Source organism: Halorubrum sp. Atlit-8R (genome assembly GCF_003666025.1).
GTDB classification, from domain to species: Archaea; Halobacteriota; Halobacteria; order Halobacteriales; family Haloferacaceae; genus Halorubrum; species Halorubrum salinarum.
Window position 1 is genome coordinate 178,175 of record NZ_QPLV01000002.1, and the last position, 17,446, is coordinate 195,620.

Sequence of the window (17,446 nt, forward strand, 5' to 3'; positions counted from 1 at the left end):
AGCCGCGGTCGGAGGAAAAAAGCGGTCGCCGCCGGTCAGGCCGGGACGGCCTCGTAGACGACGTTCACCGAGACGCGCACGGTCACGTCGCCGGTCTGGACGCTCGTCGACGCGCCCCCGGCGTCGCCGCCCGCGGCCGCGTAGCGCTCCGCGACGAACGGCGACGAGCCGGACTGCGCCGTGGAGAGGTCGTACACGCCGACCACTTCGAGGTCGCTCGCGTTCGCGAGGACGGCCGCGTCGTCGTCGGCGTTCGCCATCGCCGCCGTGATCGCCTCCTCGCGGAGCTCGCGCTCGCGCTCCTCGCTCAGGCCGAACCGGATCCGCTGGACCTGGTCGGCGCCGGCGTCGATGGCGACGTCGATGACCTCGCCGACGGCGTCGACGTCGCCGACTTCGATCGCGTACTGGTGGACCCCCTCGTAGCGCGTCCGGTTCGGGTCGTCCCGGGTCTCGTAGGCCTCGCGCACGTCGTACCGCTCCGTGCGGATCGCCTCCTCGTCGAGCCCCCAGTCGGTCAGGGCCGCGCGGAGGTCCGCCTCGCCGGCCGCCAGCTCGTCGCGGACCGCCTCGGCGTCGCCGCCGGTCGCGGTGACCGCGACCCGGAGGGTGGCGCGGTCCGGGGCCGACGCCGCCTCGCCGGTGGCCGTCACTTCGATGCTCCGCTCCAGTTGCGCGTCGTCGCCGCCGGTCGGGGTGGCGGTGCCCGCGAACCCCGTACAGCCGGCCAGCGCGACGAGCGCAGCGATGCCGATGAGTGCCGTCAGTCGCCTGTCCATACGCGACCGTTCGCGCCCGGACGACGTATAAACCGCAGATAACACAAAGAGCCGTTTTGCCTATCGGTCGTCGCGCTCGGCGTCCGCCTCCTCCGCGGCCTCCTCGTCCGCCTCGTCGTGGTCCGCGACGAACGTGTCGTCGAGGTGCGGCTGCTCGTCCTCCGGGCCGTCGTCGTCCGCGGCGGGCGCTCCGTCGTGGGCGGCAGACGCCGGGTCGGCGTCGGCGGACGCCCCGTCGGCGTCGGCGAGGGCGCCGTCCGCGTCGTCTTCGGGGGTGGCGTCCGCGTCGTCACCAGCGTCCGCCTCGTGGTCCTCGATCGACCGCACGTCGGTCCCCGCCGACCGCTCCGGGTCGCGCTCGACCCCGGGGGACAGGTCGGTGGCCCGGCGACCGGAGCCGAACAGGCGCTCGCGCAGCGACCGGCTGCTCGGCCGCTCGGTGAGCAGCACCGAGGCCTCGACCTCGTGGATCACGTCGAGGTGGAGGGAGTTCGAGACGAGCCGCGAGAGCAGCCCCTTCTCCGTGGCGCCGATGATGACGAGCGTCTTGTCGGCGGCGGCCCGGCAGATCCCGCCCTCCACGTCGCCGCCGTCGTCGACGACGAGCTCGGCGTCGCCGAGCCCGTGTTCGTCGGCCCACGACGCGAGGAACGCCTCGCCGCGCGCCCTGTCGCCCGGGTCGTCGACGACGTGGAGCAGCGTCACCTCGGCGCCGGTCGTCTCGGCGAGCACCCGCGCGACCTCGGCGCTGAGCGCCGAGTCGGGGCCCCCGGAGGTCGGGATGAGGATCCGCGAGGTGTCCAGGTCGCGCTCGTTGAGGATGAGGAAGTCGCAGGGGAGCTGGTTGGTGAGCTCGTCGATCGGCCGCTCGGCGCGGGCGGCGCTCCACAGCTGGTCGTCGCCCCAGCCCATCAGCACGGCGTCGGGGCGGGTCCGGCGCGCCATGTTGAACATCTCCTCGAACGAGCGGTGCGAGACGACCGTCGAGGTCGACACGTCCACGTCGTAGTCGGCCGCGGTCGACCGGAGGTTCCCCATCCCCTCCGCGGAGACGTCCGCGATGCGACGCCCGGCGTCGCCGGAGGACAGCGACATGCGCTCGGGCGCCTGGACGACGTGGACGATGTGGACCACGCCGTCCTCGTGGCTGCTCGCGAGCCGCGCCGCGAGCTCGACGATGGGGCCGTCGGTCCGAGGGTTCGTGATCGGCACCATGATCCGGTAGCCCTCGCCCGCGAACAGCGTCGCCTCGGTGGCGTCCAGGATGGGGACGTACGAGCGCCCGGCCGCGCGGCCGAACACCCACTCAGGAACGGTGAGGCGGCGACTCATGCCCTCGAAGCGCGCCTCCTCGAGGCGCTCCTCGCTGGTCTGGAAGTAGTTGACGAGCGTGACCAGCACGACCCCGCCGATCGTGTTCCCAAGCAGCACGGGGATTACGAAGCCGACGATACCGGTGTAGAGGCTGATCTCGGCGCCGTACAGCGGGATACCGTCCTCGAAGAACAGGAAGAGGACCTCGGTGAAGGAGACGACCACGTGGAAGAGGTCGCCGAGCGGGATCGCGAGGAACGCGAGGTAGACGACGAGCATCCGGCTCACGGAGTCGGTGGAGGCGAAGCCGACCCAGACGACGCCGGCGACGATGAGCCCGGCCATCGCGGCCTTGAAGAACAGCGGGACGAAGTCGACGGCGAACCCGCCCTGCGAGATGTACCGCGCCGCGGAGACGGTCTCACCGGTGAAGACGCCGCCGTACGAGAGGACGAGCGCCCCGATCGCGCCGCCGACGAAGTTGCCCGCCAAGACGATAGACCAGTGGCGCAGCAGGGTCGGCAGGCTCGCGAGCCGTTCGAGCGTGAGCGCCACCGGCGGCAGCGTGTTCTCGGTGTACAGCTGGTAGCCGCCGATGATGATGTAGATGAACCCGAGCGGGTACAGGAGGACGCTCAAGATAGGGTGCGAGTCGGTCGCCGCCGTCAGCGACGCGTACAGCATGAACGTGATCGTGATCGCCAGCCCGGCGGCGAGCCCGCTGAAGAACAGCTCCCGGCTCCCCGAGGTCACCTCCTCGTCCGCGGCCGCGATGATCCGCTGGAACACCTCGTCGGAGGAGAACCGGTCCCTGACGGCCTCGCCGACCGCGGGCGCGCCGCTCCGGGACCGCTCGACGACCTCCCGCATGGAATCGTCGTCGGGTTGCTGTGAGTCGGTCACTGGCGGGTCTCACGGCACCCCCGTAAAAAGTAGTTCCTCTTCGCCCCACTGCGGCGGCGTCCCGCCGCGCGCCGCCGGCCTCAGGCGCGCTCGACGGTCACCGTGCGGACCTCGACGTCGACCTCGCGGTCGACGACCGACTCGATCCGGTCGTCGAGCGCGGGCGCGGTCCCCGCGACGGTGCTGCCGGGCGGGACGCCCACGGTGACCACCACCCGGTCCGTTTCGAGCGGCGGGACGGTTCCGGTCCGTTGGACGGTCAGTTCGAGGAGCTCGAACTCGGAGTCGATCGCGGTCAGCTCGTCGGTGGCGGCCGCTCGGATGTCTGCTTCGGTGGTCGAGGCGACGTACGACTCGTAGGTGACGCCGCCGAGGAACACCGACAGCAGCGCGATCGCGACCGCCAGCACGGCGACGCGCTTGAGGAACGCCGAGCGCGCGTCGTCCTCGCGGAACCACCGCTGGGGGCGGTACCCCTCGTACCACAGCATGACGAGCGCCGAGAGGTTGATCGAGAGGACGTTCACGGCGACGATGACCCCCGCGCCGAGCACGAGCCGCGGGATCCGGAAGGCGATCCCGATCCCGACGGCGGCCGCGGGCGGGATGAGCGCCACCGCGATCATCACGCCGACGAGCGTCGCCGAGACGCCGGTCATCAGCGAGACGATGCCCGCGACCCCGGCGCCGACCGCGACGACCAACACGAGGACGTTCGGCGCGAGCCGCTCCGACACCTCCGCGAGCTCCAGCGGGTCGAGCCCGGGCGGGACCAAGGCGAGCGAGCGCAGCGCGAGCGCGAACAGCGTCGCCGCGAGGACCGCGACCGCGACGCCGATGACCTGCATCCGCACGCCCCGCCGGAACAGCGCCTCGTCGTCGACCACGGTGCCGATCGCGGCCGACATCGCCGGCCCGATGAGCGGCGCGATCACCATCGATCCGACCACGGTCGCGGGGGAGTCGAGCAGGAGCCCCGCCGTGGCGATCACCGCCGAGATGACGGTCATCAGCACGTAGGTCCCCAGCCCGGACGCGAGGTCGTCCGCCTTCGCTTGGAGCTCCTCGCGCGAGATCCGGTCGCCGCCGCGGTCGGCGTCTTCCTCGTACTGCTCTTCGAGCGCCTCGAACCGCCGCGAGATGACCGTCTCGGCCGCGACGATGACGGTGTAGGTGCTCTCGTCGATCCCGGCCTCCCGGAGTCGGTCGAGGACCGGCTCGACGGCGGCGGTCGGCAGCGGGAACGTCGCGACCGCGGTGTACTCCCGGCCGCTCGTCTCGTCGGTGACGACGTAGTCGACCCCCTCGTCGTCGAGCGCGCGGACGACCGCCGCCCGCTTGCCCGCCGGAATCATGACCTGAACGAGTCGCACGGTCCCCGGTGGCGCCGGCGACCCTTATAATATCGGCACGCGGCGAGCGCCCGGGCCACGAGAAACGGAACTTTAATGCGCGAATCGCTCGCACCTTCGGCCAAGAATGCTCTCGCCGCTGGTCATCGACACGTTCCTGCTCGACTACCACCTCGGGCACATCATCCTGTTCGGGCTCCTCGTGTCGCTCCTGGGGGCTGCGCCGCTGAAGTCACAGAAGGTCATCGCGTCGATCCTGGCCGTCTTCGGGGTCGTCTTCCTGATGGCGCCGTACACGACGATGCCGCCGACGTTCATCCTCCTCGGCGTCCCGCTCGTCCTCGTCGGCGCGCTGCTGTGGACGATGGCCCGGTAACGCCGCGGACCGACCGCCGACCGCTCCGCCCGCTCGAACCGCCCGCGACGCCGCTTTCTCTCGTCTCTCTCCGCCCGACAGCGACCGATTCGGTCCCCGTCTCACTATCTGTTCGATCCCGCTCCTTTTTGCCCCGCGGGGGACACTCCCCGCCATGGTAACGGTACGGGCCCCCGCGACGAGCGCGAACCTCGGGAGCGGCTTCGACGTGTTCGGGGCGGCCCTCTCGCGCCCGGCGGACGTCGTCACGGTCGAGAAGGCGGCCGAGACGACGATCGAGGTCACGGGCGTCGGCGCGCAGTACATCCCGGAGGACCCGGAGAAGAACACCGTCGGCGCCGTCGTCGAGGCGCTCGACGCGCCCGCGCGGATCCACATCGACAAGGGCGTGCGCCCGGCCTCGGGGCTCGGCTCCTCGGCCGCGAGCGCCGCCGGCGCGGCGGTGGCGCTCAACCGGCTGTACGACCGCGGTCTCTCCCGGAAGGAGCTCGTCCCGGTCGCGGCGGAGGGCGAGGCGGTCGTCTCCGGGGTCGCGCACGCGGACAACGTCGCGCCCTCGATCCTCGGCGGGTTCACCGTGACGACCGCCGAGGGGACCAGTTCGGTGGACGCGGCGATCCCCCTCGTCGTCTGTCTCCCCGACGTGGCGGTCTCGACCCGCGACGCGCGCCGGGTCGTCCCCGAGAGCGCCTCGATGGAGGACCTCGTGGAGACCGTCGGCAACGCGGCGACGCTCGCGGTCGGCATGTGCCGCTCGGACCCGGCCCTCGTCGGGGCCGGCATGAGCGACCCCGTGGTCACGCCCGAGCGCGCCCGTCTCATCACCGGCTACGACGACGTCCGCGAGCGCGCCTTCGACGCCGGCGCGACCGGCGTCACCGTCAGCGGCGCCGGCCCCGCCGTGATCGCCGCCTGCCGCGAGCGCGACCGCCGCGACGTCGCGGCCGCGATGCTCGACGCCTTCGCCGGCGCCGGCATCGAGGCACGCGCGTACCAGACCCGGATCGGACGCGGCACGACGTTCCTCGACGGCTGACTCGGGGTGAAACGGTGCGGAGCGGCCCTCGCCGACCGCTCCGCCGACACTCCGGGACGCCGACGCCCGTCGTCGTCACCGAAAGGGGTATATATACGCAGAAAGCTAGGATTAGACGAGTCTAACAATTGGATGTGGTTAGTGATATGATATCCGACGCGGACGACGGACGGTCGGTGACGCGACGCGACGCGCTTCGCATCGGTGGCGCGACGGCCCTGGCCGGAGTGGCCGGGTGTACGGCGCTCCCGAGCGCGCCGGTCGGGTCGGGGCGCGCCGAGGGCGACGACGGCGGGCCGGTCGCCGTCGCCTCCTTCTTCAGCTTCTACGACTTCGGGCGGAAGGTCGCCGAGGGGACCCCGCTGACCGTCGAGAACCTCGTTCCCACGGGGCTCCACGGTCACGGCTGGGAGCCGAACGCGAGCATCACGCGGCGGATCGTCGAGGCGGACGCGTTCGTCCACGTCGGCGAGGACTTCCAGCCGTGGGCCGACCGCGCCATCCGGACGGTCGAGGCCGACGGGACGGACACCGCGCTGATAAACGCCCGCGAGGGCATCGACCTGGTGGACCTCGCGGCGTCGCTCGACCGGGACGAGGAGGGGGTCGGCGCCCAGCGCGGGAAGGACCCGCACTTCTGGTTGGACCCGCTCCGCGCGAAGCGGTCGGTCGACAACATCGCCGAGGGGTTCGTCGACCTCGTCCCGGACCACGCCGAGACGATCCGCGAGAACGCGGCCCGGTACAAAAGCGAGGTGCTCGACCGCATCGACGCCGACTACGAGGCGATGTTCGAGCGGTCGGACCGCGACGTGGTCCAGCTGGCCGCGCACAACGCCTTCCAGTACATCGGCGTGCGGTACGGCGTCCGGATGCGCCCGCTCGTCACGAGCCTCGCGGCGAGCGGCGACGTCAAGCCCGCGGACATCCGCGAGGCGACGCGCGTGATCCGCGAGAACGACATCCGGTACATCGCGAACGGCGTCTTCGAGTCGCAGCGCCCGGCCCAGCAGCTCGTCCGCGAGACCGCCGTCGAGGCGTACTTCCCGGTCACGCCGTACGCCGGGATCCGCGAGGAGTGGCTCGCGGAGGACTGGGGGTACGAGGAGATCGCGTACAACATCAACATGCCGACGTTCGAGATCGTCTTAGGGAACGAGACGCCCGAGGCCGCGGCGCCGACGGACGGGTGGGTCGAACAGTGGCGGAACTTCGAGCCGGTATGAGCGCGGACGACGCTGACCAAGCGGCGGTCGTCGAGCGCGCCGACCGCTCGGCCGAGGCCGGCGCCGACGGCGCGGCGGAGTCGGTGATCGACCTCGCCGGCGTCACGTTCGGCTACACGGCGACGCCGGTCGTCGAGGACGTGTCGCTGACCGTCGAGTCCGGCGAGTACGTCGCCGTCGTCGGGCCGAACGGCTCCGGGAAGTCGACGCTGATGCGGCTCATGCTCGGGCTGCTCGGGCCCGACGCGGGGACGGCCCGGCTGTTCGGCGAGGACGCGGCGGGGTTCGACGACGGCGAGCGGATCGGCTACGTCGCCCAGCAGGCCAGCGCCGCCCAAGACATGCCGATCACCGTCCGCGAGGTGGTGAAGATGGGCCGGTTCCCGTACCTCGGGCTCGACCGGCTGGCCGGCGGCGCGCTCGCCGACGGGCTGGCCGACGACCCCGTCCGCACGGCGCGGTGGGCCGCGAACGTCGTCTCGGGCCGGCTCACGGCCGCCGACTGGGAAGTCGTCGACGACGCGCTCGCGACCGTCGGGATGGGCGCGTTCGCCGACCGGCGCGTCGGGCGGCTCTCCGGCGGCCAGCGCCAGCGGGTGTTCATCGCCCGGGCGCTGGCGGGCGAGGCCGACCTGCTCGTGTTAGACGAGCCGACCGTCGGCGTCGACGCCGAGTCCGTCGACGCGTTCTACGACCTGCTCGACGCGCTCAACGACGCGGGGATCACCGTGGTCCTCATCGAGCACGACCTCGGCGCGGTCGTCGAGCACGCCGACCGCGTCGTCTGTCTCAACCGCGAGGTGTACTTCGACGGCCCGACCGAGGAGTTCGTCGAGAGCGACGCCCTGGCGCGGGCGTTCGGGACCGAGGCGCGCTTCCTCGCCGGGGGTGCCGAATGAGCGACCCGCTGACCGCCGCGCTCGCCGCGTGGCTCCTCGCCGCGCTCGACCAGTCGCTGCCCCTCGCCGCGGGCTCGCAGCCGGCGGCGCTCGCGTTACAGGGCGGCCTCGCCGGCGTCGGGGAGGCCCTCTTCGCCGCCCTCCGCTGGGTGCTGGCGCAGTGGTACTGGCTGATGGACTGGGCGTACTACCTCTCCGGCCTGGAGATGCTGAACCCGCGCTACCGGTACATGCACCGGGCGGTGCTCGTCGGGCTCTGCGTGGGCGTGATGGCGCCGCTCATCGGCACCTTCCTCGTCCACCGCCAGCTCGCGCTTATCGGGGACGCGCTGGCGCACACGGCGTTCGCCGGGGTCGCGGTCGGGCTCTTCCTCAACGCCGTCATCGACCTCGGGGTGTCGCCGTACCTCACCGCGGTCGTCGTGGCGATGATCGCCGCGCTGTTCATCGAGCTCATCTCCGAGACGACCGACGCGTACAACGACGTCTCGATGGCGATCGTCCTCTCGACGGGGTTCGCGCTGGGGACGACGCTCATCAGCCTCAACGCGGGCGGGCTCGCGGTCGGGGTGAACCAGTTCCTCTTCGGGAGCCTCTCGACGGTGTCGCCCCAGAGCGCGGGGATCCTCCTCGTGCTGTTCGTCGTCATCGTCGGCACGGTCGCGGTGACCCGCAACCAGCTCCTCTACGTGACCTTCGACGAGACCGCGGCCGCCGTCTCCGGCATCTCCGTCAACTGGTACAACCGCGTGATGGTGATGCTGACGGCGATGGTCGTCGTCGGCGCGATGCAGATCATGGGGGTCATCCTCGTGGCGGCGATGCTCGTCGTGCCCGTCGCGGGCGCGACGCAGGTGTCCCGCAGCTTCACCGAGTCGCTCGTCGTCTCGGTCGTCTTGGCGGAGCTCGCGGTCCTCCTCGGCATCGGCGTCGCCTACTACGGCGGCGTCACCGCCGGCGGGGTGATCGTGCTCGTCGCCGTGGGGATCTACGTCTGCGCGGTGGTCGCCGGGAAGGTCCAGTCCGCCCGCGGCGGGCGGGAGGTCCCCGAGATGGAGAGCATCGAGACCGACGACGCGGCCCCGGACGCCGGAACGGGGGGTGACTGACCGTGGCGGGCGACGAGGACGGATCCGACGCGGGCAGCGCGGACGGAACCGCCGGGGGACGCGAGGCCGACGCCGACGGGTCCGGGCCGCGGGCGTCGTCGGACGTCATCAGCGCGGTCATGGAGGATTACATCAAATCGATCTACGCCATCGAGCGCGACACCGGGGAGCGGGTGTCGACCTCCGCCCTCGCCGACTACCTCGAGGTCACCGCGCCGACCGTCTCCTCGATGGTGAAGAAGCTCGAAGAGCGGGGGCTCGTCGACCGCGAGGAGTACAAGGGCGTGACGCTCACCGAGGAGGGCGAGGTCGTCGCGTTAGAGATCCTCCGGCACCACCGGCTCTTGGAGGCGTTCCTGACCGAGCAGCTCGACTACAGCTGGGTCGACGTCCACGACGAGGCCGACAGGCTCGAACACCACGTCTCCGAGAAGCTGAGCGACCGCATCGCCGAGGCGCTCGGCAACCCGCCGGTCGACCCGCACGGCGACCCCATCCCCGACGCCGACCTCTCGCTGCCGACGGCGGGCGACACCGTCCGACTGGTCGACGCCGACGAGGGCGACCGCGTCGTCGTCCGTCGGATCCGCCATCAGGGCGACGCCGAGCTGCGCTACCTCTCCGACGCCGGCGTCCGCCCGGAGGTCGAGCTCGCCGTCGTCGACGTGGCGCCGTTCGGGATGGTGACCGTCGAGACGCCGACCGACGACCAGAGCCTCCCCGAGGAGATAGCGCGACTCATCGAGGTCGAGCCCGTGGACGCCGCGAGCGACGGCTCCTGACGCTCGGCGCGAGGTGGGGACGGACCGAACGCGAGGCCGGGACGGACCCGAACACCCCCGTCGGCGCGGCTCAGTCGCGCTGAACGAACGGGCCCGAGCAGTCGTACTCGATCAGTTCGAACCGGTTCGCGGCCTCGACCGTCCCGTTGTAGGGATTCGTCCGCTCGTACGCCTGGTAGATAGTCACGTTCTCCACGGCCGTCTCGTGGGTGCGGTTCCACTCCCCGCAGAGGTAGTTCGCGAGGTACGAGCGGTGGTTCTCGTTGTCGGCGCCGTAGACGTTCTTCAGGTACTTCCGCCAGCGCGAGGTCGGATAGGTGGTCTCGACGCGCGCCGGTCTGTCGAAGGTGACCGGGGCGTCGCGGAACACGTCCCGCTCGCTCCCGTCTTCGAGCGTGCCCGCCGCGACGTACCAGCGCGTCGTGTGGATCGGGTCGGGCGCGAACATCTGCCACGACTGGTCCATCTCGGCGGCGTCTAAGGCCTCGTCGGCGGGCTCCGGCACCTCGGCGTAGCCGACCGACGCCGCGCTCGACAAGAGGATCAACACGAGGAAGACGTACGGCAGGACCGTCGTGAAGAGGACGCGCCCCCGGGCGAGGCCCGCGCCGAGGTCGCTGCCGCGGACGGAATCGAGGCGTTCAGACGCGGCCAGGCGGGGGAGCGACGGGCCGGCGGAGAGCGCGGTCCGCGCGAGGGACTCGGATCGGGCCTTCCAGCGCGCGAGCGGCGCCGACAGGTTCAGGCGGTCGGCTACCCGTCCGAGGGCGTCCCAGACGGGCGTCTGGAGGAAGGGGATGAAGCCGACAACGACGATTATCGGGAAGAGGCCGACCCGTATCGTGACCGCCATCCCGAGGTGCATGCCGACGAACAGCGAGGCGAGGCCGGCGCGCGGGAGCCCGGTCAGTAGAAGCAACAGCGGCGACGCGAACAGCAGCGCGACCCACAGGACCGTGAACACGCGCAGGAGGCCGGTGAAATCGGCGAGGTACGCGCCGAGCAGGTAGGTGAACTGGTCGGCCTGCATGACGTACGCGACCGCCTCCCCGCTCATCCAGGGCTCGCTCGCGAACTTGTGGACGGCGTTCGTCAGGTACATCACGAGGATCTGTAGCAGGACCGCCATCGTGGCGACGCTCGCCACGGCGGTCCCGCCCGAACTCGGTGACGGCGAGTCCCCGTCGCCGCCGGCCTCGCGGTCGGCGCGCCTGACGGCGTCGACCGACCAGCGCGCGCCGAGCGGGAGGAAGACGCTCCAGAACAGCAGCATGCGGAGCAGGGTGTCGCCCGAGTTCAGCACCATCGGGTTGCGGGCGTGAAGCGAGACCAGCAGCAGCCACGAGGCGATCGTCGCGAGCCGCGTCCGGTACCCGACGGCCAGCGAGAGGGCGAGGACGCCCGCGAGCGCGAACAGCAGGCCGACGGCCCACGGCTCGCCGGAGAGCGCGTGGAGCGAGTTGTTCGTCGCGTAGTCGGAAGTAAACGCCCGGAGCGGCAGGACGCCGGCGTCGGTGTAGAAGGCGGTGAACGAGCGCGAGCGGAGGAGCAGGTCGACGATCAACAGGGTTCCGAGCCCGATCCGGAACGCGGCCAGCGCGCGGCGGTCGACCGAGACGCGCGCGGCGACGGCGTCCCCGAGGCGTCGGACGGCCGCCGAGAGCCGCGACCGGGCGGTCGAGTCGGAAGGGGTTCCAGCCATGGTCTTGCGGTCCAACTTGTTGGTGACGACGAGGAACGCGTATAAGTTTTCCGTGCGACGGCACCGTCATCGCCTCGCGACGCCGGAGCGAGCGCCGCCCGCACCGGAATCCTGAACTGCGACGGCCGCGTAGGTCCGCCAGGCAATGGACGAGGACATCCCGGACGACGCCGCCGTCGTGCTCTTCGACGGCGTCTGTAACCTCTGTAGCGGGTTCGTGCAGTTCGTCCTCCCCCGCGACCCGGAGGGGAAGTACCGGTTCGCCTCGCTCCAGTCCGACGTGGGACGGTCGCTGCTGGCGGAACACGACCTCGCGACCGACGAACTGGACTCCGTCGTCCTGATCGAGGACGGCGAGAGCTACGTGAAGTCGGCGGCGATCATCCGGATCGCGACGGGGCTCGGCGGGGCCTACCGGCTGCTGTCCCCGTTCCGGTTCGTGCCGCGAGCGGTCCGGGACCGCGTGTACGACTTCGTCGCCGACAACCGGTATCGCTGGTTCGGGAAGAAGGACCGGTGTATGATGCCCCCAGGCGACGCCGAGTCGCGGTTCTTAGAGTGAGCGGCGGTCCGAGGGCGAGCGAAAGCCGGGTCCCGGCGCCTCTCACTCCGCGTCGCGTCGCTCGTAGGTGACGAACGCGAGGTCGCCGTCGGTCTCGCGGTCGCGCTCGGTCCACGCGTCGGCGTCCCACTCCGGGAAGCGGGTGTCGCCCGCCGGGCGCTCCGGGATCTCCGTGATGACCATCCGGTCGGCGCGGTCGAGGTAGGCCGCGTAGACGGTCGCGCCCCCGATGACGTAGACGGCGTCGACCCCGCGCTCGGCGGCGTCGGCGGTCGCTCGCGCGAGCGCGGACTCGACGTCGTGCGCGACGACCGCGCCGTCGGCGAGGTCGGCGTCGCCGATCGGACGGGTCGTCAACACGACGTTCGTCCGGTCGGGGAGCGGCCCGCCGATCCGCTCGGCGATGCGCTCGTACGTCTTCCGGCCGACGATCACCGGGTGGTCGGTCGTGAGCCGCTTGAAGTGCGCGAGGTCGGCGGGGTAGTGCCACGGCATCCCGCCGCCGTCGCCGATCACGCCGTTGTCCGCGACGGCGGCGACGAGGACCACGTCCGGGTCGGCGTCGCCCGGCGATTCGGCCGTGTCGGCGCCGCGCGCCGCCTCGCCGGCGTCGGCGCCGCCCTCCGACCCAGGCGCGTCGGCGTCCGCCATCACTCCGCGACCGCGAACGAGATGCCGTCCGCGGAGTCGTAGTCGACCACCGAGACATCCTCGTAGGCGAGCTCGTCGAGGGGCTTGTCCGCGATCTCGATCCGCGGTCGGTCGCGCGGCGTCCGCGAGAGCTGTTCGAGGAGGCCCGGGACGTGGTCGTACCCCTCCTGGCCGTTGGGCTCGTCCGGCGCGGTCCGCTCGACCCAGCTTTTCACGTCGAGGTACCCCTCCTTGCTCTCGACGTTCGCGAGCCGCTCTTGGACGTACCTGAGGTTGTTCGCGTACCACTGCCCGCGGTCGCCGCGGCCGCAGTAGACGTGCGCGTCGACGACGGTGTGGCCGAACTCCCCGACCTCGAAGCCGGTCCGCTGGGCTAAGACGTTCGCGAGCAGCGCGTACGCGGCGATGTTGAACGGGACGCCGAGCGCGATGTCGCCCGAGCGCTGCGTGAGGTGGAGGTTGAGCCGGCCGTCCTGGACGTTCACCACGAAGGTGTAGTGACACGGCGGCAGCGTCGAGACGGCGGCGTTCGCCGGGTGCCACGCGTTCACGACCATCCGGCGCGAGTGGGGGTTCTCCTCCAGCGTGTCGAGGACGTACCCGATCTGGTCGAAGGTCCGTCGCGTCGTCCCGTCGGCGTCCTCCTCGACGGTGACCCAGCGGTGCGCGTCGTCCGGCCACGTCTCGCCCGGGAGCGCGGCGTCGTCCTCCGGGACCGGGTAGCGGCGCCAGTACCGACCGTAGGCGGTGTCGAGCTTCCCCTCCTCGTCGGCCCACGCGTCCCAGATCTTCGTCTCCTCGCGGAGGTTCCGGATGTGCTCCTCGCCCGAGAGGTACCACAGCACCTCGTGGATGAGCGAGTTCCACCGGTAGCCGTCCATCTTCTTCGTGGTCAGGAGCGGGAACCCCTCCGCGAGGTCGACGGTGTACTGCCCGCTGAACGTCGCGATGGTGTCGACGCCGGTTCGGTTCGGTTTGTACGTGCCGGACGAGAGCGCGTCGTCGACGAGGTCGAGGTACTGTTGCATGGTGGGTTCCGCGCGCCGGGACGGGCGGTCGCCGGCGCGGACTGTTATCGACTCGTGTGCGGCGGGGAAAGTAAGCGCTTGGTTCCCGGACTTCGCCGGGGCGTCACCGGTACCGCTCGGGGAGGTACGGGTCGAGCGACGACGGGAGCAGCGGGATCACGGCCGCCGCCATCTCGGCGAGCCGCCGGCGGAGCGCGGTGTACACGACCGCGACGGCCAGCGTCCCGATCACGACCGCGCGGAGCGGGGGGTCGACCAGCACGAGCAGCGGGACCGAGAGCCCGACGGAGAGGGCGAGGTCCTCGACGGCCCCGTCGTACCGGACGCCGCGCCGCGGCGCGACCCACGTCTCGCGGTAGTGGTCGTACACGGCGCGGTCGGAGTTCCCCTCCCACGGGCGGAGCTCCAGGCCGCCGCCGTACATGTCGGCGACGCTGTGGAGCGCCGCGCCGAGGAGGAAGAGCGCGACGGCGACGGTGAGCGCCGACGGCGCGACCGCGGCCGCGACGAGCGCCGGGACGGAGGGGACCGAGTAGTAGACGGGGTAGTGGAGCGTCCGCCGGTGGCCGGTGTACATGTCGAGGTCGGGGACGAGCCCGCCGAGGAACCCGGCGACCAGCCCCACCGGCGCCAGTTCCGGCGCGACGCGCACCAGCGGGGCCGCGAGCAGCATCCCCGCCAGCACGTGGGTCGGAAGCATCATCGTACCGGAACGCAGGCGACAGAAACATATGAGCGTGTCGGCGCGCCGGTCGCGGGGCCGCACCCGCGTCGACGGCCGCCTCGGCCGCCGCAGCCGTCGTTTCGCGGTCCGTTTATATCCCGTCGCGCGAACCGGGGCGTATGCTCATGACGCCGGGGCCGACCGCGGTCCCAGAGCCCGTGCGCGAGGCGATGTCCCGCGAGCTGATCAACCCCGACGTGGACCCGCGGTTCCGGGAGATATACGACCGCCTCACGGAGCGGCTCGCGACCGTGTACGGCGTCGACCCCGCCGTCTCGGCGGCCGAGGGAGGGCGCGACGTGGTCGCCCTCGGCGGCGAGGGGATCCTCGGCCTGGAGGCGGCCGTCGCGTCGCTCGTCGAGCCGGGCACCGAGGTCCTGTGCCTGTCGAACGGGCTCTACGGCGAGGGGTTCGCCGACTTCGTCGAGTCGTACGGGGGCGACCCGACGCTCGTGGCCGCCGAGCACGACGAGCCCCTGCCGCTCGACGCGCTCGACGAGGCGCTGGCGGCCGACGACGCCGACTTCGACCTCGTCACGCTGGTCCACTGCGAGACGCCGACGGGGACGCTCAACGACCTCGAGGCCGCGCTCGACCGGATCGAGGCGGCGGCCCCGGCGGCCCTGACGGTCGTCGACGCCGTCTCCTCGCTCGGCGGCGTCGAGGTCCCGACCGACCGGATCGACGTGTGCCTCGGCGCGTCCCAGAAGTGTTTCAGCGCGCCGCCGGGGCTGGCGACCGCCGCGGTGAGCGACCGCGCGTGGGCGGCGATGGAGGCGAGAGAGCCGCACTCGCTGTACGCGAACTTCCTCCCGTTCCGCGACGTGAGCGACGGGTTCCCGTACACGCACCTCACGACCGAGGTCGTCGCGCTCGACGCCGCGCTCGGACTCCTGCTCGACGAGGGGCTCGACGCCGTCCGTGAGCGCCACACGGCGGCCGCCGCGCGGTGCCGGGAGCGCGGCGCGGATCTGGGGCTGGAGACCGTCCCGGGCCCGGAGCGCAGTTCGCCGACGGTGACCGCCTTCGAGGTGCCCGGGCGGGCCGAGGCGCTCCAAGACCGGCTGCGCGAGGAACACGACGTGATCCTCGCGACGGGGCTCGGCGAGGGGGCGGAGGACGTCCTCCGCGTGGGGCATATGGGCCACAGCGCGCGGGTCGAGCGCGTCGAGGAGGCGATGGACGCGCTCGCCGCGGTGCTGTGAGCGAGGAGTGAGAACACGGAGCACGCCGCCGGAACGTTGAACCGTCGCGCGACGGGGCGTCCGCACATGGCGTCGCCACGCGAGGCGATCCGGGAGCGCGGCTGGACGGTCGAACACGTTCCCCACGAGGAGATCGCGAAGTACAACGCCTGCTACCGCGTCGTTCTCGACGGCGAGATCATCTACCCGCCCGCGGCCGACGACCTCGGAATTCCGCGCAACGAGATCTGGGTCTCCGAGAAGTGGGCGAAGTACGACCGGTTCATCCTCTATCACGAGCTCAGAGAGATCGAACACCGAGCGGCGGGCCACGACAAGACCACGGCCCACGAGCTCGCGGAGCGCGACGAGCGCTCGCTGTGGCTGGACAACCCCCGCTGGCGGGTGATGAACGCCGAGTGGGACGAGGGGCGGGCGCACCTCCCGTTCCCGGGCGAGTAGGGGCCTCAGTCGCGGGGTTCCCACAGCAACAGCGCGATCCCGGAGAGCGACACCGACACCCCGAACAGGATCACGCCGAGGTATCCGACCGCGACGGAGCCGATGTCGGCTATCTGCGATACCTGTTGGTCACGTGTGCGTAACGCACGATGGTGCCGACCGCGCTGATCAGCAGACCGGCCGCGTTCACCGCCGGTCCGAGCCGCTTCATGACGCGCCCGAGTCGTTTCGGGTCCCCGTTACAACGGGTGATGTCCGGCGATGACGGCGATCGCCCGCCTCCGGAACGCCCTTGCGTCCGGCCGAGAAACGTTCGGGCGACATGAACCACCGCGAACTCGGCGACGTCGGCGCGGTCAGCGAGGTCGGCTACGGCGCCTGGCAGATCGGCGGCGACTGGGGCGAGGTCACGGAGGCGGAGGCGGTCGCGGCCGTCGAGGCCGCCCTCGACGCCGGGATCGACTTCTTCGACACCGCCGACGTGTACGGCGACGGCCGGTCGGAGCGGATCGTCGGCGAGACGCTCGCGGACGAGATCGCCGCGGGCGACGTGACCGTCGCGACGAAGGCCGGCCGCCGGCTCGACCCGCACGAGGCGGACGGCTACGCGGAGCCGAACCTCCGGCGGTTCGTCGACCGCTCTCGGGAGAACCTGGGGATGGACACGCTCGATCTGGTCCAGCTTCACTGCCCGCCGACGGACGTGTACTACCGGCCGGAGACGTTCGACGCGCTCGACGCGCTCGCCGACGAGGGACGGATCGCGAGCTACGGCGTCAGCGTCGAGCGCGTCGAGGAGGGGCTGAAGGCGATCGAGTACCCGGGCGTCGAGACCGTCCAGATCATCTTCAACCCCTTCCGGCAGCGGCCGGCCGAGCTGTTCTTGGAGGAGGCCGCCGCGCGCGACGTGGGCGTCATCTGCCGGGTTCCGCTCGCGTCCGGGCTGCTCACGGGCGCGCTCTCGCGCGACGCCGAGTTCCCCGAGGACGACCACCGGAACTTCAACCGCGAGGGCGAGGCGTTCGACGTGGGCGAGACGTTCGCGGGCGTCCCCTTCGAGGCGGGCCTCGACGCGGTCGACGCGCTCGACGAGCGCCTGCCGGACGACCGCCCGCTGCCCGAGTTCGCGCTGCGCTGGATCCTCGACCACGACGCCGTCTCGACGGTGATCCCCGGGTCGACGACGCCCGAGCACGTCCGGGCGAACGCGGCCGCGAGCGAGGCGCCCTCGCTCTCCGACGCCGAGCGCGACGCCGCGAGCGAGGTGTACGACGAGCACGTCCGCGAGCACGTCCACCAGCGCTGGTGAGGGCGGAAGAGCGCCGGCGAGCGGGACGCGGAGCGGCGTGAGGACGCG

At 71.7% G+C, this 17,446-nt stretch carries 17 protein-coding genes; 10 read left to right on the plus strand and 7 right to left on the minus strand.

Annotated elements, in window-relative coordinates; translation table 11 throughout:
- Positions 1–35: 35 nt before the first annotated feature.
- The 3 genes from DVK05_RS06685 to DVK05_RS06695 all read right to left on the minus strand — a co-directional run bounded on the left by DVK05_RS06685 (position 36) and on the right by DVK05_RS06695 (position 4,351).
- Complete coding sequence (locus tag DVK05_RS06685) at positions 36–779, minus strand: SIMPL domain-containing protein (protein ID WP_121562619.1); 744 nt, start codon at positions 777–779, stop codon at positions 36–38.
- A gap of 60 nt (positions 780–839) precedes the next feature.
- Positions 840–2,996, minus strand: coding sequence for a formate/nitrite transporter family protein (locus tag DVK05_RS06690; protein ID WP_121562620.1), 2,157 nt, complete (start codon positions 2,994–2,996; stop codon positions 840–842).
- 80 nt (positions 2,997–3,076) lie between these two features.
- Entirely contained in the window at positions 3,077–4,351 is a 1,275-nt protein-coding gene (locus DVK05_RS06695; protein ID WP_121562962.1) for a TIGR00341 family protein, read from the minus strand.
- A 124-nt stretch (positions 4,352–4,475) separates the two neighbouring features.
- Here DVK05_RS06695 and DVK05_RS06700 point away from each other — a divergent pair, with 124 nt between their 5' ends.
- From DVK05_RS06700 to DVK05_RS06725, 6 genes are all read left to right on the plus strand, one after another.
- Positions 4,476–4,724, plus strand: a complete 249-nt coding sequence (locus tag DVK05_RS06700; RefSeq protein WP_053771008.1) for a hypothetical protein — start codon at positions 4,476–4,478, stop codon at positions 4,722–4,724.
- A gap of 154 nt (positions 4,725–4,878) precedes the next feature.
- Positions 4,879–5,760, plus strand: coding sequence for a homoserine kinase (locus DVK05_RS06705; RefSeq protein WP_121562621.1), 882 nt, complete (start codon positions 4,879–4,881; stop codon positions 5,758–5,760).
- Between the two features lie 176 nt (positions 5,761–5,936).
- Positions 5,937–6,986, plus strand: a complete 1,050-nt coding sequence (locus tag DVK05_RS06710) for a metal ABC transporter substrate-binding protein (RefSeq protein WP_121562963.1) — start codon at positions 5,937–5,939, stop codon at positions 6,984–6,986.
- Positions 6,983–7,885 (plus strand): metal ABC transporter ATP-binding protein, encoded by a 903-nt coding sequence (locus DVK05_RS06715; protein WP_121562622.1) that lies wholly within the window; start codon positions 6,983–6,985, stop codon positions 7,883–7,885. Before DVK05_RS06710 ends, DVK05_RS06715 begins: the two co-directional genes overlap by 4 nt.
- On the plus strand, positions 7,882–8,994 hold the full coding sequence (locus DVK05_RS06720) for a metal ABC transporter permease (protein ID WP_121562623.1): 1,113 nt from the start codon (positions 7,882–7,884) through the stop codon (positions 8,992–8,994). Before DVK05_RS06715 ends, DVK05_RS06720 begins: the two co-directional genes overlap by 4 nt.
- A gap of 119 nt (positions 8,995–9,113) precedes the next feature.
- Entirely contained in the window at positions 9,114–9,776 is a 663-nt protein-coding gene (locus DVK05_RS06725) for a metal-dependent transcriptional regulator (RefSeq protein ID WP_121562964.1), read from the plus strand.
- A 70-nt stretch (positions 9,777–9,846) separates the two neighbouring features.
- Here the strand turns inward: DVK05_RS06725 and DVK05_RS06730 are convergent, their stop codons facing one another.
- Positions 9,847–11,478 (minus strand): HTTM domain-containing protein, encoded by a 1,632-nt coding sequence (locus DVK05_RS06730; RefSeq protein ID WP_121562624.1) that lies wholly within the window; start codon positions 11,476–11,478, stop codon positions 9,847–9,849.
- 145 nt (positions 11,479–11,623) lie between these two features.
- Between DVK05_RS06730 and DVK05_RS06735 the strand changes: the two genes are divergently transcribed.
- Complete coding sequence (locus DVK05_RS06735) at positions 11,624–12,040, plus strand: thiol-disulfide oxidoreductase DCC family protein (protein WP_121562625.1); 417 nt, start codon at positions 11,624–11,626, stop codon at positions 12,038–12,040.
- A gap of 42 nt (positions 12,041–12,082) precedes the next feature.
- On the opposite strand, the gene DVK05_RS06740 is transcribed toward DVK05_RS06735, so the two are convergent.
- The 3 genes from DVK05_RS06740 to DVK05_RS06750 form a co-directional block, all read right to left on the minus strand.
- Entirely contained in the window at positions 12,083–12,691 is a 609-nt protein-coding gene (locus DVK05_RS06740) for a dihydrofolate reductase (RefSeq protein ID WP_121562626.1), read from the minus strand.
- The gene (thyA, locus tag DVK05_RS06745; RefSeq protein ID WP_121562627.1) at positions 12,691–13,719 is read right to left on the minus strand and encodes a thymidylate synthase; all 1,029 of its coding nucleotides are present in this window, start codon (positions 13,717–13,719) and stop codon (positions 12,691–12,693) included. The genes DVK05_RS06740 and thyA overlap by 1 nt, the downstream gene beginning before the upstream one ends.
- 103 nt (positions 13,720–13,822) lie before the next feature.
- Positions 13,823–14,419: a metal-dependent hydrolase gene (locus DVK05_RS06750; protein WP_199712302.1), complete on the minus strand. Its 597-nt coding sequence runs from the start codon at positions 14,417–14,419 to the stop codon at positions 13,823–13,825.
- A 143-nt stretch (positions 14,420–14,562) separates the two neighbouring features.
- Here DVK05_RS06750 and DVK05_RS06755 point away from each other — a divergent pair, with 143 nt between their 5' ends.
- The 3 genes from DVK05_RS06755 (at position 14,563) to DVK05_RS06770 (ending at position 17,398) form a co-directional block, all read left to right on the plus strand.
- Complete coding sequence (locus tag DVK05_RS06755; protein ID WP_121562629.1) at positions 14,563–15,648, plus strand: alanine--glyoxylate aminotransferase family protein; 1,086 nt, start codon at positions 14,563–14,565, stop codon at positions 15,646–15,648.
- Between the two features lie 66 nt (positions 15,649–15,714).
- Positions 15,715–16,089, plus strand: a complete 375-nt coding sequence (locus DVK05_RS06760; RefSeq protein ID WP_121562630.1) for a hypothetical protein — start codon at positions 15,715–15,717, stop codon at positions 16,087–16,089.
- Between the two features lie 322 nt (positions 16,090–16,411).
- Entirely contained in the window at positions 16,412–17,398 is a 987-nt protein-coding gene (locus DVK05_RS06770) for an aldo/keto reductase (protein ID WP_121562631.1), read from the plus strand.
- The last annotated feature ends 48 nt before the right edge of the window (positions 17,399–17,446 follow it).

Bases quoted from the DNA above. Each gene is read 5' to 3' on its own strand.
- DVK05_RS06755 (WP_121562629.1), top strand. From the start codon at position 14,563: ATGCTCATGACGCCGGGGCCGACCGCGGTCCCAGAGCCCGTGCGCGAG.
- DVK05_RS06695 (WP_121562962.1), bottom strand. From the start codon at position 4,351: ATGATTCCGGCGGGCAAGCGGGCGGCGGTCGTCCGCGCGCTCGACGAC.
- DVK05_RS06725 (WP_121562964.1), top strand. From the start codon at position 9,114: ATGGAGGATTACATCAAATCGATCTACGCCATCGAGCGCGACACCGGG.
- DVK05_RS06750 (WP_199712302.1), bottom strand. From the start codon at position 14,419: ATGCTTCCGACCCACGTGCTGGCGGGGATGCTGCTCGCGGCCCCGCTG.
- DVK05_RS06730 (WP_121562624.1), bottom strand. From the start codon at position 11,478: ATGGCTGGAACCCCTTCCGACTCGACCGCCCGGTCGCGGCTCTCGGCG.
- DVK05_RS06700 (WP_053771008.1), top strand. From the start codon at position 4,476: ATGCTCTCGCCGCTGGTCATCGACACGTTCCTGCTCGACTACCACCTC.
- DVK05_RS06720 (WP_121562623.1), top strand. From the start codon at position 7,882: ATGAGCGACCCGCTGACCGCCGCGCTCGCCGCGTGGCTCCTCGCCGCG.
- thyA (WP_121562627.1), bottom strand. From the start codon at position 13,719: ATGCAACAGTACCTCGACCTCGTCGACGACGCGCTCTCGTCCGGCACG.
- DVK05_RS06685 (WP_121562619.1), bottom strand. From the start codon at position 779: ATGGACAGGCGACTGACGGCACTCATCGGCATCGCTGCGCTCGTCGCG.
- DVK05_RS06705 (WP_121562621.1), top strand. From the start codon at position 4,879: ATGGTAACGGTACGGGCCCCCGCGACGAGCGCGAACCTCGGGAGCGGC.
- DVK05_RS06735 (WP_121562625.1), top strand. From the start codon at position 11,624: ATGGACGAGGACATCCCGGACGACGCCGCCGTCGTGCTCTTCGACGGC.
- DVK05_RS06715 (WP_121562622.1), top strand. From the start codon at position 6,983: ATGAGCGCGGACGACGCTGACCAAGCGGCGGTCGTCGAGCGCGCCGAC.
- DVK05_RS06760 (WP_121562630.1), top strand. From the start codon at position 15,715: ATGGCGTCGCCACGCGAGGCGATCCGGGAGCGCGGCTGGACGGTCGAA.
- DVK05_RS06770 (WP_121562631.1), top strand. From the start codon at position 16,412: ATGAACCACCGCGAACTCGGCGACGTCGGCGCGGTCAGCGAGGTCGGC.
- DVK05_RS06740 (WP_121562626.1), bottom strand. From the start codon at position 12,691: ATGGCGGACGCCGACGCGCCTGGGTCGGAGGGCGGCGCCGACGCCGGC.